Source organism: Pandoraea sputorum, assembly GCF_000814845.2.
Classification (GTDB): domain Bacteria; phylum Pseudomonadota; class Gammaproteobacteria; order Burkholderiales; family Burkholderiaceae; genus Pandoraea; species Pandoraea sputorum.
This window is the reverse complement of the sequence record NZ_CP010431.2, coordinates 2,171,979-2,186,336: the sequence shown is the minus strand read 5'-3', so window position 1 is coordinate 2,186,336 and position 14,358 is coordinate 2,171,979. Positions and strand designations below refer to the sequence as shown.

Below are 14,358 nucleotides of genomic sequence, written 5' to 3'. Positions count from 1 at the left end.
GAGACCCGTTATTCCCCCACCTCTATATGACGATATGGAAATTGGATATATAAAAATTAATTTTTATTATTTTAATTTCTAAAGCCTGAGGCATAGGGTGATGAGTATCCCTTGCCGGTCCATTGCGGGGGCGTCTGGACGGGATTGCCCCGCCGTAACGCCCTGCCGGTCCGGCCTCTGGAGCCCAAACCGACATGCAAGAGACTTCACCGCTCAACCTTCAGCAAGTCCAGTTGCTCAGCCAACTGGTCGATGGCCTTTCCGCCGAGCAGATGGCCTGGGTGCGGGGATTTCTCGCCGGGATCAATCACTCCGTCCGTCAGGTCGGCCAGCCAGGGGCGGTCGCCGCAACCGGGAACGCCAGCGCACCACAACTCACTATTCTCTACGGCTCCCAGACAGGCCACGCGCAGGAAGTCGCCGAACAAGCGAAAGCACGTGCGACGGCCGCCGGGTTCAAGGTCGAGCTGTTTGCGATGGGTGATTACAAGTCGTCGCGCCTGAAGCACGACAAGCTGCTGCTCGTCGCAGTGTCGACGCAGGGCGAAGGCGAGCCGCCTGACGACGCCCGAGACTTCTACGATTTCCTCCATAGCGACAACGCCCCCCGGCTCGATGGCACGCGCTTTGCCGTGCTGGGGCTGGGCGACTCCAGCTACGAGAAGTTCTGCCAGGCAGGAAAGGACTTCGATACCCGATTGGCAGCACTCGGTGCCGAGCGTCTGGTCTCCCGGGTGGACTCCGACGTCGATTACGACACGCCAGCCGAGCGCTGGATCGATGATGCGATCGAAACGCTCAAACTGCTCAAACCCCTCAAACAAGCAGCGGCATCACAGGCATCGACCACCGGCGCGGCTGCCAACCTGATGGACAGCTTCACGCTTGCCGCGCTGGCGGGAGGCGTGGGCGCCACGGCAACGGCCGAGCCCCACTACAGTCGAAAGTCCCCGTTCGACGCGCCCGTCCTGGAGAACATCACCCTGTCAGGGCGCGGTTCGTCCAAGGAAGTCCATCACCTCGAACTCTCGCTCGAAGGCTCGGGGCTGACGTACGAACCCGGCGACGCGCTGGGCGTCGTCGTGAAAAACGACGCGTCTCTCGTCGACGAACTGATCGACACCCTCGCGCTCGACCCGCAGGCCACGACGACCACGCACGACCGCACCCTCAGCCTGCGCGATGCGTTCCTGGGCGCCTACGACATCACCACGCTCTCGCGCGCGTTCCTCGAAAAATACGCCGCTCTCACCGATTCGACCGAACTCAGGACGTTACTCTCGGCAGGCAATGAAGCGGCGTTGCGCGACTATCTGCATGGCCGCGACGTGCTAGATGTCGTGCGGCAGTTCCCGGCGCGCAAACTCAAAGCCGCCGAATTCGTCGGCACGCTGCGCACGCTTCAACCGCGTTTGTATTCCATCGCGTCGAGTCTGGCAGCCAACCCGGCGGCGGTCCACATCACGGTCGGCGCGGTACGCTACGACAGCCACGGACGTGCGCGTCGCGGGGTGGCGTCAACTTATCTCGCCGATCTCGACCGAACCGGGGCGTCAGTGCCCGTCTACATCGAAGCAAATCGCAACTTCAAGCTGCCGCAGGACGGGCATGCGCCGGTCATCATGATCGGGCCGGGCACCGGCATTGCACCGTTCCGGGCATTCGTGGAAGAGCGTCAGGCGCTCGATGCGCCGGGCAAGAACTGGCTTTTCTTCGGGGACCGTAATTTCCGCACGGACTTCCTCTATCAGCGTGAGTGGCAACGCTATGTGAAAGATGGCGTGCTGACGAAAATCGATCTCGCCTTTTCGCGCGACACCGAAGACAAGGTGTACGTGCAGCACCGCCTTCGCGAGCAAGGCAAAGCGGTGTACGAATGGCTGCAGGAAGGCGCGCATCTGTACGTCTGCGGCGACGCGGAGCACATGGCGCGCGACGTCCACACGGCGCTGATCGACGTCATCGCACAACATGGCGACCTGTCGCAGGAAGCCGCCGCCGAATACGTGAAGACGCTGCAACGCGAAAAGCGCTATCAGCGCGACGTCTATTGATGCAGAACAGGCACCTCACATGACACAAGCCAGCTCAAGCGGGGCCGCATCATCGGCAACCCGCTCGGAAGTCGAGAAGATCAAGGACGTGAGCCAGTATCTGCGCGGCACGATTGCCGAAGGGCTGGCCGATCCGCTCACGGGCGCGATCTTCGAGAAGGACGCCCAGTTGCTCAAATTTCACGGCTCGTACATGCAGGACGACCGCGACCTTCGCGCGGAGCGGCAGAAGCAGAAACTGGAACCGGCGTATCAGTTCATGATCCGTCTACGCATGCCGGGCGGCGTGTGCACGCCCGCGCAGTGGCTCAGGCTCGACGAGCTCGCACAGAAGTATGGCGGTAACACGATCCGGCTCACCACGCGTCAGACGGTGCAGTATCACAACGTCCTCAAGCATCAGTTGCGCCCGCTCATTCGGGGCATCGATGAAGTGGCGATGACGAGCATCGCGGCATGCGGCGACGTCAACCGCAACACGCTCGTGTCGAATAACCCTCACCTCTCGCCCGCACACGCCGAAGCGTTGGACTGGTGCCTGAAGATCGACCGGCATCTGCTGCCGCAAACGACCGCCTATCGCGAGATATGGCTGGGCGACAAGCGCCTTGGCGCAGGCAAGGAGGATCACGAACCGATTTACGGCAAGCACTATCTGCCGCGCAAGTTCAAGATCGCCATTGCGATTCCGCCGAACAACGATGTCGACCTCTTCGCGAACGATCTCGGCTTCATCGCCATCGTAGGTAACGACGGCAAGCTCGAAGGCTTCAACGTCGCGGTCGGCGGCGGCATGGGTATGACGCATGGCGACGCTGCCACCTATCCGCGCACGGGCACGGTGATCGGCTACATTCCGGCCGAGCGCATCGTCGACGTGGCCGAGAAGGTGCTGCTCGTGCAGCGCGACTTCGGCGACCGGACGAACCGCAAGCATGCGCGTCTCAAATACACCATCGACGACCGTGGCGTGGCGTGGTTCCGGGAGGAACTGAACCGTTATCTCGGCTGGGAACTGGACAGCGCTCGGCCGTTCCACTTCTCAACCAACGGCGATCAGTACGGCTGGCTCAAAGGCGCGGACGACCGGTGGCATCTCACGCTTTTCATCCAGAACGGCCGTGTGAAGGATTGGGACGACTACCCGTTGATGACGGGATTGCGTGAAATCGCGAAAGTGCACGACGGCGACATCCGCATCACCGGCAATCAAAATCTGATCGTGGGACGGGTGAGCGAAGCGAAGAAGCCGCAGATCGAAGCGCTGGTGCGCGAGTATGGCCTGCTCGACGGCAAGCACCAGAGCGCCTTACGGATCAATTCCATGGCATGCGTCGGCTTTCCGACGTGCGGTCTGGCGCTGGCCGAGAGCGAGCGCGCCCTGCCCGGTCTGGTGACACGTCTGGAGAAAGCGCTGGACGACGCGGGGCTGGCGGGCGAGCCGATCACTCTTCGCATGACGGGCTGCCCGAACGGATGCGCGCGGCCGTACATCGCGGAGATCGGTCTGGTCGGCAAATCGGCGGGCAAGTACAACCTGTATCTCGGCGCGGGCTTTCACGGTCAGCGTCTGAACAAGTTGCACAAGGAGTCCTTGAGCGAAGACCAGATCGTCGCCGAGTTGACGCCGCTTTTTCAGAGATATGCACAAGACCGCTCCCCCGGAGAGCCATTCGGCGATTTTCTTGTGCGTCAGGGCGTCGTCCCGGCAGTCGTCGAAGCCCGGGAAGATTTCCACGGTCAGGGACGCAGCGAATCTTGAATCCTAATAATAGGGATTCGCCTTTTCGCCCCTCGCTAAGCCAACAAAAAAGCCCCGGCACTTTCGCGCCAGGGCTATTTTTCTTGCCGATGCCACCAATGTCAGTCGTTGCTGCCTGCGTAAGGCACCATGCAGCGCTTGACGGTGTTTTCGAAATCGCGCGACAGATTGCTGTCGGGGGTTTCGAAGTACTGAACGCGTGCACCGAAGCCGCCTTGCAGGATGTCGACGTACGGGTTGTAGATCGCGTTGTTGTCCTTGTCGTGACCGCGATACACGCGCACCCGGTCAGCCCCTTGACGGGCATACGACGTCGAATCGACGTTCTGCGACAACTCGCTCCAGCCGTGATAGATGCAGTTGAGCACCATGAAACGATCGGCACTGGTTCCCTGGTCGATCAGTCGACCCGTCGCCGGATCGGGCCGGCTCATCTGGTTGATCGGGCCACAGCCTGCCATCAGGCCAGCCAGCACGGCCACCGTCCCCATCAGCGCCACTCGCTTCATACTTCGACACCCTCAACTGAGCAAAAGATGGGCAATGTTACCCGGTTCGGCGCATCACCGCCATGAACATGCCCATCTCGCACAGTCGCATCGGTCGCCCCTCAGGCCGCCATCACGCTGCCAGCGAGAGCCTCGCATCCTCCACGGCATGCAGCGCAACACGCCGCGCCCCGGCCGATGACACGCCTTCGTCGCCCAGCCGGAATCGCGCCATTTCCTCTCGCAGCGCGTTCGTCTGATCCTCCAGCGAGGCCGCCGCCGCAGCCGCTTGCTCCACCAGCGCCGCGTTCTGCTGCGTGACCGTGTCCATCTGGGTGACGGCCTGATTCACCTGCTCGATGCCACCGCTCTGCTCGTCCGACGCCGCCGAAATCTCTCCCATGATGTCGGTCACACGTTGCACAGCTTGCAGGATCTCGTCCATCGTTCGGCCAGCCTCGGTCACCAACGTCGAGCCGTCCGACACCTTCTGCACCGACGCCTCGATCAACCCCTTGATCTCGCGTGCAGCCGTAGCACTTCGTTGGGCCAACGTGCGCACCTCGCCAGCCACCACAGCGAAACCGCGCCCCTGCTCACCCGCACGCGCCGCTTCCACCGCCGCATTGAGCGCCAGGATGTTGGTCTGGAAGGCAATGCCGTCGATCACCCCGATGATGTCCACGACCTGCGACGAACTCGCCGAGATGCCCTGCATCGTATCGACCACGCGCGCGACGACCTGTCCACCGCGCGCGGCGATGTCCGAAGCGTTCACCGCCAACTGGCTCGCCTGACGCGCGTTGTCGGCGTTCTGTTTGACGGTCGCCGTCAGTTGCTCCATCGACGATGCGGTCTCCTCCAGCGAGGCCGCCTGCTGCTCGGTGCGCGCCGACAGATCGGTATTGCCCGCCGAAATCTCGGCCGTGGCCGTCGCCATCGCATCACAACTGTGACGCACGCCGCGAATGGTGCCCGCCAGACGCGCCTGCATCGTCTCCAGCCCGCGCATGAGCATCGACATTTCGTCCTTGCCGCGCACTTGCACGGGATTGTCGAGTTGCCCAGCGGAAATATTTTCGAAGTGCGCGAGCGCCTCGCCCAGCGGCCGCATGATCGCGCCTCGCAGCGAGAAGTAGCAGGCGATGGCCATGAGCACACCCAGCACCGTCGCCCCGATACTCAGCCAGCGGAATGCCGTCAGTTCCGCCATCGAGGCTTCGTACGTGTCTTGCCCGAGCTTCATCTTGTACGCCGCCAGCGCGTCGCTCGCAGCGGTCAGTGTCGCGTAATGCTTGGGCAGCACGTTCATCGTGATGTCGTCCATCGCGGTGCGGTCGCGCGCATCGATGGCGGCCAGCATCGGATCCATGCCCTTATCGAAGAAGGTCGCACGGCGTGTCGCGACATCGTCCGCCAGACGCTGCTCCTCGGCGCCGTGCGGCAAGGCCTGATACGCGGCCCACGCAGCATTCGCGTCCTTGATCATGTTGCGCGCGCGCGCGGCCACCTTGTCGGCATCGGGTGATTCGGGATGCAGCACCACGCGATCGAGAATCGCGCGGGTGCGGGCAAGTGTGGCGTTGTCTTTACCGAGTGCCACCGTGGCGGCGAGGTGATTGGCGTACGTCTCGCGAAGCGCATCGCCGGTGCGTGTCATACCCGCAATGCCCAATGCGCCCAGCAGAATCAACAAAACAGCCAACAGCGCCATGGTGATGCCCAGGCGCGCCTTGATCGAAAAGCTCCGAAACATGCTGTCGTCTCCGTCTTACGTGATGGGTAGCTCACCCCTGTCCGGCCTCTTTTGGGCCGGTCATACTTGTCACATCGGCGTGCCTCACGCCAGACTTGAGCATCCTGCGGGTTTACGTGCCCGTGCGCCAAGGTATCGGTCGGCGTCGGATTGATCGATATCAAATGACTGGCGTCCGGCATTCGGCGCTCGTGACGTCTTATGGATCAAAACGAGGGAATACCGAAAAGAACACCGGGCAGGCACGCAAGGACAGCAGAATGCTGCGGGTGACCGGGGGAGTCAGCGCGATCTTATTACGTTTTTTATATATACCGACGATATATTCAAATGATGATTGACGGACTTGAGAAACTGTTGGCGGCTGGCAAAGACAACGCCCTGCTGCGCTTTGGCCTTGGCAAGGCGTATCTCGACGCGCAGAACTTCGCGGTCGCGGCCGATCACTTGACCCATTGCGTCGCGTTCGACCCTAAGTACACCGCGGCGTGGAAGCTGCTGGGTAAAGCGCGTCAGGGCGCTGGGGACATCGATGGCGCGCGCGACGCGTGGACGCAAGGCATTACCGCTGCGCAGGCCCACGGCGACCGTCAGGCCGAAAAGGAAATGACCGTCTTTCTCAAACGGCTAGGCTGATTTCTCGGGGAATCCAGGGGAAATTCACCCCGATGTGACTGCACGGTTCAGGCAACCGGCGTGCGTGCCGAGTGCGTGGTATCTTGCGACTTGCTCCTCAGATATGGCGCGGACGCATCGACGTTCCAGCCACCACAACTATGCCCGCACTCTCCACCTGGCTGGCCTTCGCGCTGGTCGCCTTCGGCATGGCCCTGACGCCAGGGCCGAACATGATGTACCTGATCTCACGCTCGCTGTGTCAGGGACCGGCGGCCGGTCTCGTGTCGCTGGGCGGCGTGGCAGTTGGCTTCGTCGTCTACATGTTATGCGCCGCCTTCGGTATCACCGCCCTGCTCTTCGCCGTGCCGTACGCGTATGACGTGCTGCGCTTCGGCGGTGCGCTCTACTTGCTGTGGCTGTGCTGGCAAGCGCTCAAGCCGGGTGGCCGTTCGCCATTCGAAGTGACGACGCTGCCCAAAGACAGCAACCGGCGTCTCTTTACGATGGGCTTGTTCACGTCGGTGCTCAACCCTAAGATTGCGATGCTGTATCTGGCGCTGTTGCCCCAGTTCGTGCATCCGGAGCACGGCAGCGTGCTGACTCAGTCGCTGGTACTCGGCCTCACGCAGATCGTGGTGAGCGTGGCGGTGAACGCCTCGGTCGCTCTGTCCGCTGGCTCCATCTCGCGTTTTCTCGGTCAACGCCCGGCATGGCTGCGCATCCAGCGCTGGCTCATGGGGGGTGTGCTCGGCGCACTGGCGCTGCGCATGGCGACCGAAGCACGCCGCTGAGCACACGTAATGCCGCTTAGTCGGGCGTCGGGCGAACGCCGCACGCGGACGTCGCTCTAACCCTTTGCCGTTTGCCCCGCGGCGCACCCCCCACTTTTTTGGGGGTGTCGCCCCGGGCGTGGCATACTGCACCGATTTCGCCGCGCGGCGGGGATCCACGCAGCGCTAGGCCGGCCGGCCTGTTCCCATCCTGCATTCTTCGTTGGGTATGTCCTTGAAGCATTGTTTGCCGCCTCGTGCGCCGTCGCATCGCGCGCACCGTAAGTCCCCCGTCATCACGCCTCAGGCGCAGTCATCGCACTCTGCCTCGCCTTCACCCCACCGTCGCCCTCACGGTCAGCGCGGATTCGGCACGCTTGCCGTCATCCTTGCCACGCTGGCAGGGTTGGCCGTGGTCGCGGCCCTGATCGTCGGCTACGCGCTGATCGTCATGCGCCCCAATCTGCCCGCGCTCGACGTCATCACCGACTACCGGCCCAAGGTGCCGCTGCGGGTCTACACGTCCGATAACGTGCTGATCGGCGAATTCGGCGAAGAGCGTCGCAGCCTGGTGACCATCGATCAGATTCCGGATGTGATGAAGAAGGCGGTCCTCGCGATCGAGGATTACCGCTTCTACGATCACGGCGGGGTCGACTTCATCGGCATTCTGCGCGCGGGTGTCTCCGACGTCATGCACGGCGGTGCGGCACAGGGTGCCAGCACGATCACCATGCAGGTCGCGCGTAACTTCTTCCTTTCCCGCGAGAAGACGGCGACCCGCAAGATTTATGAAATGCTGCTCGCGTACAAGATCGAGTCCGCGCTGTCCAAGGACAAGATTCTCGAGCTGTACATGAACCAGATCTATCTGGGACAGCGCGCTTATGGCTTCGCCAGCGCCGCGCGCATTTATTTCGGAAAGGACCTCAAGGACATCACGCTTGGCGAAGCCGCCATGCTTGCCGGACTGCCCAAGGCGCCTTCCGCTTACAACCCGATCGTCAACCCGAAGCGCGCGAAGATTCGTCAGGAATACATCCTCAAGCGCATGCTCGATCTGGGCTACATCTCGCGCAATCAGTACGAAGATGCCCTGCATGAACCGATCCGTACGCGCACGTCCGGCAACGAGTACAACGTCCACGCCGAATATGTGGCGGAAATGGTGCGTCAGGCGGTGTACGACGAGTACAAGGACGACGCCTACACGCGCGGCCTGACCGTCATCACCACGCTCGATTCCAGGAAGCAGCAGGCCGCTTACGAAGCCGTTCGCGCGGGCGTGCTCGATTACGAGCGTCGCCATAGCTATCGCGGCCCGGAAGGTTTCGTGGAACTGCCAGCGGCCATGCCCGATCGTCAGCAACTGATCGAAGACACGCTGCTCGAACACCCCGATAACGGCGATCTCGTGGCGGCTGTGGTCGTGGCCGCAAGCACCTCGCAAGTGACGGCGGTTCCCCTCTCGGGCGACGCCGCCGTGATCAACGGCGACGGCATCGGCTTCGCGGCGTCGGCGCTCTCGGCCAAGGCCAGCGAGAAGGTCCGCATCCGCCCCGGCTCGATCATCCGCGTGATGAAGGACGCGCGCGGCAAGTGGCGCATCTCGCAACTGCCCGAAGTGCAAGGCTCACTCGTTTCGCTCTCGCCGGACGACGGCGCGATTCGCGCCCTGATCGGCGGCTTCGACTTCAACCAGAGCAAGTTCAACCGCGCGACGCAGGCATGGCGTCAGCCGGGCTCGACGTTCAAGCCGGTCGTGTACTCGGCAGCGATCGAGAAGGGCGTGAGCCCCGCCACGATGGTGATGGACGGCCCGCTGAACCTGCCGCCCGCACAGACGGGCGGTCAGGCGTGGGATCCGCACGACGACGACGCCTTCAGCGGTCCGATGACCGTGCGCGAGGGCCTGCAACGCTCCAAGAACCTCGTAGCGATTCGTCTGCTGCAGTTCGCCGGCACGCAATACACGCAGGATTACGCCACGCGTTTCGGCTTCGACGCGGACAAGGTGCCGCCGTATCTACCGATGGCGCTGGGTGCCGGACAGACGACGCCGCTGCAACTCGCCGGTGCCTATGCGGTGTTCGCGAACGGCGGCTACCGTGTCGCGCCCTATCTCATCAGCGAGATTCGCGATGCACGCGGCAACATCCTGAACAAGGCGACGCCGGTCGTGGCAGGCGTGAACGCTGCCCGTGCGATCTCCGCACCGAACGCATACATCATGAACAGCCTGCTGCAAACGGTGGCGCAGCGCGGAACGGGCTCCGGCACGAACGTGCTCAAGCGCTCCGACCTGGCGGGCAAGACAGGCACGACCAACGACGCGCTGGATGGCTGGTTCGCTGGCTATCAGCACTCGCTCGTGGCCGTCGCGTGGATCGGTTTCGATCAGCCGAAGACATTGGGTAGCCGCGAATTCGGTGCGCAACTCGCGCTGCCAGTGTGGACGAAATACATGGGCGTGGCGCTAAACGGCGTGCCGCAACAGCAGATGGCCATGCCCGACGGCGTGAGTGTGGTGAACGGCGAGTTGTACGAGACGGACAAGCTGCCGGGCAACGGGTTTGTGGCGAGCATCGGCATCGAAGACAACAGCGGCGGCTTCTCGCTGCCGTTCTTCGGTAACGGCTCGCCCTCACCTGCCGCCCCGCCGCCGGCCGCCGCGCAACCGCCTTCGCCCGGCGGCACGGATGCCAGCGAAAAGGCCCGGATTCTGGACATGTTCAAGCATCCCTAAGCCTCCATTAGCCACCGCAAGCCTTTACCAACGACGGCCACCGAACGGTGGCCGTTTTTGCGTCGACTGTCCTATCGCGCGACGCGACGACAAGCGCAAGAACGTACAAGCCGACACGCGGTGCAAAACGTTATGCTCGGGGCATCGAAGGCCTCTTTTTGCCCTTTTTTCCCTTCACCCCAACACCTCAACCCACAGGAACGTCTCACCATGCCGGTTCTGTCCCGCACGGCAAGCTTTGCCGCAGGCGCCCGCGACACGTTGCCGATGATCGTCGGCGCGGCCCCGTTCGGCCTGATCTTCGGCGCCCTGGTCGCCACCACGCCGCTAGCACTCTGGCACGGTCAACTGATGTCGCTCACCGTGTTCGCGGGATCGAGCCAGTTCATTGCCGCAGGGCTTTTTGCGACCGGCGTAGGCTACGCCGTGCTGTGGGCGACGACGTTCATCGTCAACCTGCGCCATATGCTGTATGCCGCGAATCTACTGCCGCAGGTGAAGCATCTGAACCTGCGTTGGCGCGCGCTGTTGGGATTCCTGTTGACGGACGAGACGTTCGCCGTGACGAGCAGCCACTTCCACCGTCATCCCGACGATCCGATGGGCCATTGGTACTTCCTCGGCTCAGCGCTGTCGATGTACGTGAACTGGCAAGTGTGGACGCTCGCGGGCCTCTTGTTCGGCGCTGCATTTCCACGTCTGCAAACGCTGGGCCTCGACTTCGCGATGGTCGCGACCTTTATCGCCATCATCGTGCCGCAGATGGCGCGCATGCCGTGGGCCGTGGCGACGGTCGTCGCAGGCACGGCAGCGTATCTTTGTCAGTCGCTGCCCTATAAGCTCGGCCTGCTGGTCGCGGTAGCGCTGGGCATCGCGGCAGGCATGCTCGCACTGCACGCGAAGCGTCGCGGCGGCGCGCAACCGACGTCGACGCGAGGTGCCCAATGAACTACGTCCTGGCGATTCTCGGCATGGCGACGGTCACGTTCGCGGTCAAGGCGGGCATCTTCGTGCTGGGCGACCGCGTAAGGTTCCCGGAGTGGTTGCGCGAAGCGTTGTCGTTTGTCCCGGTGACGGTGCTCACGGCGATCATTGTCCCGATGACGTTAGCTCCCCATGGCAACGGTCTCGAACTGACGTGGCGCAATCCACAACTCGTGGCGGCCCTCGTCGCCATCGCCGTCTGTGCGGCGACACGCCATCAATTGCTCACCATCGGCGCAGGGCTGGCCGTGTTCTTCGCCTGGCAACTGGGCGTATTGGCATAGCGGCGGGATCGTTAGGAAAACAACGAAGCCGAAAGAAAAAAGCGCCCCGAAAGGCGCTTTTTTTTGCGGCAATATGCGGCGTCAGACTGACACGGTACCCAGCGTGCCAGCACGATAAGCAGCGACGAACGCGTCGAAGTCACCGACCTGCGTGCGTTCCAGTTCAGCCTGCGTGTCGAGCGATTTACGGGCCAGTGTCTCGAAGTGATCGACGACCGCCGGATCGAGCGGCATGTCGCGCAGCGTCTGTGCGTGACGCTTGCTCTGATCCAGCGCGAACGCCTGAAACGCGCCGCCCTTCCTGCCGCGCAGCGGTTCGAGTGCCGCCATCACGCGGGCGGACGGCGTGAGCGTCACGTCCTGCACTTTCGCGCGTTGCAGCGCCATCGAGTGCGCGTAATGCGCGCCGCCGCGTTGCGCGTCGAAGGCCGCGGCCGTGCGATCGATGCGATCGAGCAGGTCTTCCGCCCAATCGAACAAAGTGATCGCTTCACCGCCACGATGCAGGACAAGTCCGGGCTTGCGGCCTTCCTTGACGACGTGCGCGAAGTTATCGCGATTCTCCATGTTCTCGGCGTTCGAGCACGACGGACTATTCTCAAACGCGCAGAACAGCAGGAAGGCGTCGATGAACCGTGCGGCATCGACGTCGATGCCGACGGGCTGGAACGGGTCGATGTCGATACAACGCACTTCGACGTATTGCACCCCGCGGCGCGCCAGCGCCTGCACCGGACGTTCGCCACTGTACGTTACGCGCTTGGGGCGAATCGTCGCGTAGAACTCGTTTTCGATTTGCAGCAGGTTCGTCGAGAGCTGAATCCACTCGCCGTCACGCTTCGTGCCCAGCGCCTCGTAAGCCGGGTGCGGCTGGCTGACGGCTTGGGTGAGCGCATCGATGTAGCTCGGCAGGCAGTCATAGCAAGGCGAGACTTCCGACTGCGCACTGTTCTGATAGCCGAGGTCGCTCATGCGCAGGCTGGTCGCGTACGGCAGGCCCAGCGTTCCTTCGTCGAACGAATCGAGGCCGTGATTACGTCCACGCAGGAACTCGGCATGCAGCACCGGCGACGCACCGAACAGGTACATCAGCAGCCAGCTGTAGCGGCGGAAATTGCGGATGAGGGCGACGTAGCGCGCCGACTGATAATCGCGTGCGCTGTCCTTCGAGCCTTCGGCTTCGCGCAGCAGTTCCCACACCGGCTCGGCCAGCGAGAAGTTGTAGTGAATACCGGCGATGCATTGCATCGGCTTGCCGTAGCGCAGCGCGAGGCCCCGACGGTAGACATGCTTGAGCATGCCGATGTGAGAGGTGCCGTAGTCGGCAATCGGAATCACGTCTTCCGGCGGCAGTGCGGGCGGCATCGAATCGCTCCACAGCAATTCTGCGCCGAGCTTGCGATAGGCGAACTGATGGATTTCGTCGAGACGGGCGATGACGGCGGCCGCGTCGTGCTGCGGCGGCGTGATGAATTCGAGCAGCGCTTCGGAGTAATCGGTGGTGATTTCGTCGTTGGTCAGGGCCGAGCCAAGCGCGTGCGGGTGCGGCGTCAGCGCAAGTTCGCCGTCGCTTTCGACGCGCAGCGTCTCACGCTCGATGCCCGACAAGCCCTGGCCGAGCAAGTCGCGGTGGGCGGGTTGCATGATGAGCGCCAGACGCTGGTCGAGCAGTGCGGCATCGGCGGTGTGTTCGTGTTGACGATTCTGGTTTTCCAACTTCCATCCCTCTGGGCAAGCGGACTGCTTTGGCATGGCTGTCGACGCCGAAGCCCGTCATGACGAGGCGTCATGATCGGCGTGGGGTTCGACGTCGAACGACATACGGAGGTCTACGGGGTGCCGACGGCGGCGGCACGACCGCCGGAATCTGGATTCCGGAGGACGCGCCCGATGCGCGGCACGGCGCGAATTTGGCCTGAGCATAACTGAAAACGCCAAACCGCGTCGGCCGCCACTTCAATAGGGCTTTTCGGCTTCCGGGCCAGCTTCGGAATGCGCTTTGGTGTGAGCCTTGGGGTGAGCTTCAGCGGCACGGTCAGCATTAGCCTCAGCGTCAGCCTGAGTGCCCCTGCGCGAATGCCGCATTGGCGCCCCGAAAGACCGCGCAGATACTGGCGACATGATGAATATTCAACACCTCACCGACCTCCTCCCCTTGCTGGCGCTGGGCCTCGTCACCTTCCTGCTCGCGGGTTTCGTCAAAGGCGTGATCGGGCTGGGCCTGCCGACGGTGGCCATCGGCCTGCTCGGACTGGCCATGCCGACGGCCGAAGCTGCAGCGATGCTCATCGTCCCGTCACTCGTCACCAACATCTGGCAATTGCTGGCCGGGCCGCGCTTTGCCGCGCTGGCGAAGCGACTGTGGCCGATGCTCTTGGGCATCTGCGTCGGCACATGGGCTGGCAGCGGATGGCTGGCGAACGGTGGCAATCTCGCGGGGATGGCGCTGGGCGTCGCGTTGCTCGCCTACTCCGTGCTCGGACTGGCGGCGGTTCGCCTGCACGTGCCGAAACACTGGACGGCCAGACGCGAAGGCGCGGTGGGCGGCGTCGTCGGCGTGGCAACGGGATTGGTGACGGCGGCAACCGGCGTCTTCGTGATCCCGGGTGTGCCGTTCGTTCAGGCGCTCGATCTCGACAAAGACGATCTGGTGCAGGCGATGGGCCTGTCGTTCACCGTCTCGACGATTGCGCTGGCGGCCGGACTGGCGCGCGACGGCATCTTCCACGGCCCGGCCATGGGCGTGTCGCTGCTGGCGCTGGCGCCCGCACTGGGCGGCATGTTCATCGGGCAGTGGGTGCGAAGCCGCGTCAGCGCACCGGTGTTCCGCCGCTGCTTCTTCATCGGCCTCGCCATGCTGGGTGCCGAACTTGTGATCCAGCACATACGCTGAGCA

The 14,358-nt window shown here is 63.2% G+C and carries 11 protein-coding genes; 8 read left to right on the top strand and 3 right to left on the bottom strand.

Annotation, left to right across the window (positions count from 1 at the left end; all coding sequences use genetic code 11):
* Positions 1-194 precede the first annotated feature (194 nt).
* A complete protein-coding gene (locus NA29_RS09745) occupies positions 195-2,054 on the top strand; it encodes an assimilatory sulfite reductase (NADPH) flavoprotein subunit (protein ID WP_039397809.1) in 1,860 nt (619 codons plus the stop codon).
* Positions 2,055-2,073: 19 nt separating this feature from the next.
* Positions 2,074-3,816 carry an NADPH-dependent assimilatory sulfite reductase hemoprotein subunit gene (locus tag NA29_RS09740; protein WP_052252758.1) on the top strand — a complete coding sequence of 581 codons (1,743 nt, stop codon included), beginning with the start codon at positions 2,074-2,076 and terminating at the stop codon, positions 3,814-3,816.
* A 101-nt stretch (positions 3,817-3,917) separates the two neighbouring features.
* On the opposite strand, the gene NA29_RS09735 is transcribed toward NA29_RS09740, so the two are convergent.
* Positions 3,918-4,325: a hypothetical protein gene (locus NA29_RS09735; RefSeq protein ID WP_039397807.1), complete on the bottom strand. Its 408-nt coding sequence runs from the start codon at positions 4,323-4,325 to the stop codon at positions 3,918-3,920.
* Between the two features lie 112 nt (positions 4,326-4,437).
* On the bottom strand, positions 4,438-6,060 hold the full coding sequence (locus NA29_RS09730; RefSeq protein WP_039397805.1) for a methyl-accepting chemotaxis protein: 1,623 nt from the start codon (positions 6,058-6,060) through the stop codon (positions 4,438-4,440).
* Between the two features lie 330 nt (positions 6,061-6,390).
* Between NA29_RS09730 and NA29_RS09725 the strand changes: the two genes are divergently transcribed.
* The 5 genes from NA29_RS09725 (at position 6,391) to NA29_RS09705 (ending at position 11,462) form a co-directional block, all read left to right on the top strand.
* The gene (locus NA29_RS09725; RefSeq protein ID WP_306592198.1) at positions 6,391-6,696 is read left to right on the top strand and encodes a hypothetical protein; all 306 of its coding nucleotides are present in this window, start codon (positions 6,391-6,393) and stop codon (positions 6,694-6,696) included.
* Positions 6,697-6,836: 140 nt separating this feature from the next.
* Positions 6,837-7,469, top strand: a complete 633-nt coding sequence (locus NA29_RS09720) for a LysE family translocator (RefSeq protein ID WP_039397803.1) — start codon at positions 6,837-6,839, stop codon at positions 7,467-7,469.
* A 208-nt stretch (positions 7,470-7,677) separates the two neighbouring features.
* On the top strand, positions 7,678-10,194 hold the full coding sequence (locus tag NA29_RS09715) for a penicillin-binding protein 1A (protein WP_371328960.1): 2,517 nt from the start codon (positions 7,678-7,680) through the stop codon (positions 10,192-10,194).
* 210 nt (positions 10,195-10,404) lie between these two features.
* Positions 10,405-11,142 (top strand): AzlC family ABC transporter permease, encoded by a 738-nt coding sequence (locus NA29_RS09710; RefSeq protein ID WP_039397799.1) that lies wholly within the window; start codon positions 10,405-10,407, stop codon positions 11,140-11,142.
* Positions 11,139-11,462, top strand: coding sequence for an AzlD domain-containing protein (locus NA29_RS09705; RefSeq protein WP_039397797.1), 324 nt, complete (start codon positions 11,139-11,141; stop codon positions 11,460-11,462). Before NA29_RS09710 ends, NA29_RS09705 begins: the two co-directional genes overlap by 4 nt.
* Before the next feature lie 81 nt (positions 11,463-11,543).
* Here NA29_RS09705 and gshA read toward each other — a convergent pair whose 3' ends face one another.
* On the bottom strand, positions 11,544-13,106 hold the full coding sequence (gshA, locus tag NA29_RS09700) for a glutamate--cysteine ligase (protein ID WP_052253229.1): 1,563 nt from the start codon (positions 13,104-13,106) through the stop codon (positions 11,544-11,546).
* A 475-nt stretch (positions 13,107-13,581) separates the two neighbouring features.
* Between gshA and NA29_RS09695 the strand changes: the two genes are divergently transcribed.
* Positions 13,582-14,355, top strand: a complete 774-nt coding sequence (locus tag NA29_RS09695) for a sulfite exporter TauE/SafE family protein (RefSeq protein ID WP_039397795.1) — start codon at positions 13,582-13,584, stop codon at positions 14,353-14,355.
* Positions 14,356-14,358 lie beyond the last annotated feature (3 nt).

What these genes read in the sequence shown, in the direction of transcription:
- NA29_RS09745 (WP_039397809.1), top strand. Translation starts at nt 195, where the DNA reads ATGCAAGAGACTTCACCGCTCAACCTTCAGCAAGTCCAGTTGCTCAGC.
- NA29_RS09740 (WP_052252758.1), top strand. Translation starts at nt 2,074, where the DNA reads ATGACACAAGCCAGCTCAAGCGGGGCCGCATCATCGGCAACCCGCTCG.
- NA29_RS09735 (WP_039397807.1), bottom strand. Translation starts at nt 4,325, where the DNA reads ATGAAGCGAGTGGCGCTGATGGGGACGGTGGCCGTGCTGGCTGGCCTG.
- NA29_RS09730 (WP_039397805.1), bottom strand. Translation starts at nt 6,060, where the DNA reads ATGTTTCGGAGCTTTTCGATCAAGGCGCGCCTGGGCATCACCATGGCG.
- NA29_RS09725 (WP_306592198.1), top strand. Translation starts at nt 6,391, where the DNA reads ATGATGATTGACGGACTTGAGAAACTGTTGGCGGCTGGCAAAGACAAC.
- NA29_RS09720 (WP_039397803.1), top strand. Translation starts at nt 6,837, where the DNA reads ATGCCCGCACTCTCCACCTGGCTGGCCTTCGCGCTGGTCGCCTTCGGC.
- NA29_RS09715 (WP_371328960.1), top strand. Translation starts at nt 7,678, where the DNA reads ATGTCCTTGAAGCATTGTTTGCCGCCTCGTGCGCCGTCGCATCGCGCG.
- NA29_RS09710 (WP_039397799.1), top strand. Translation starts at nt 10,405, where the DNA reads ATGCCGGTTCTGTCCCGCACGGCAAGCTTTGCCGCAGGCGCCCGCGAC.
- NA29_RS09705 (WP_039397797.1), top strand. Translation starts at nt 11,139, where the DNA reads ATGAACTACGTCCTGGCGATTCTCGGCATGGCGACGGTCACGTTCGCG.
- gshA (WP_052253229.1), bottom strand. Translation starts at nt 13,106, where the DNA reads ATGCAACCCGCCCACCGCGACTTGCTCGGCCAGGGCTTGTCGGGCATC.
- NA29_RS09695 (WP_039397795.1), top strand. Translation starts at nt 13,582, where the DNA reads ATGATGAATATTCAACACCTCACCGACCTCCTCCCCTTGCTGGCGCTG.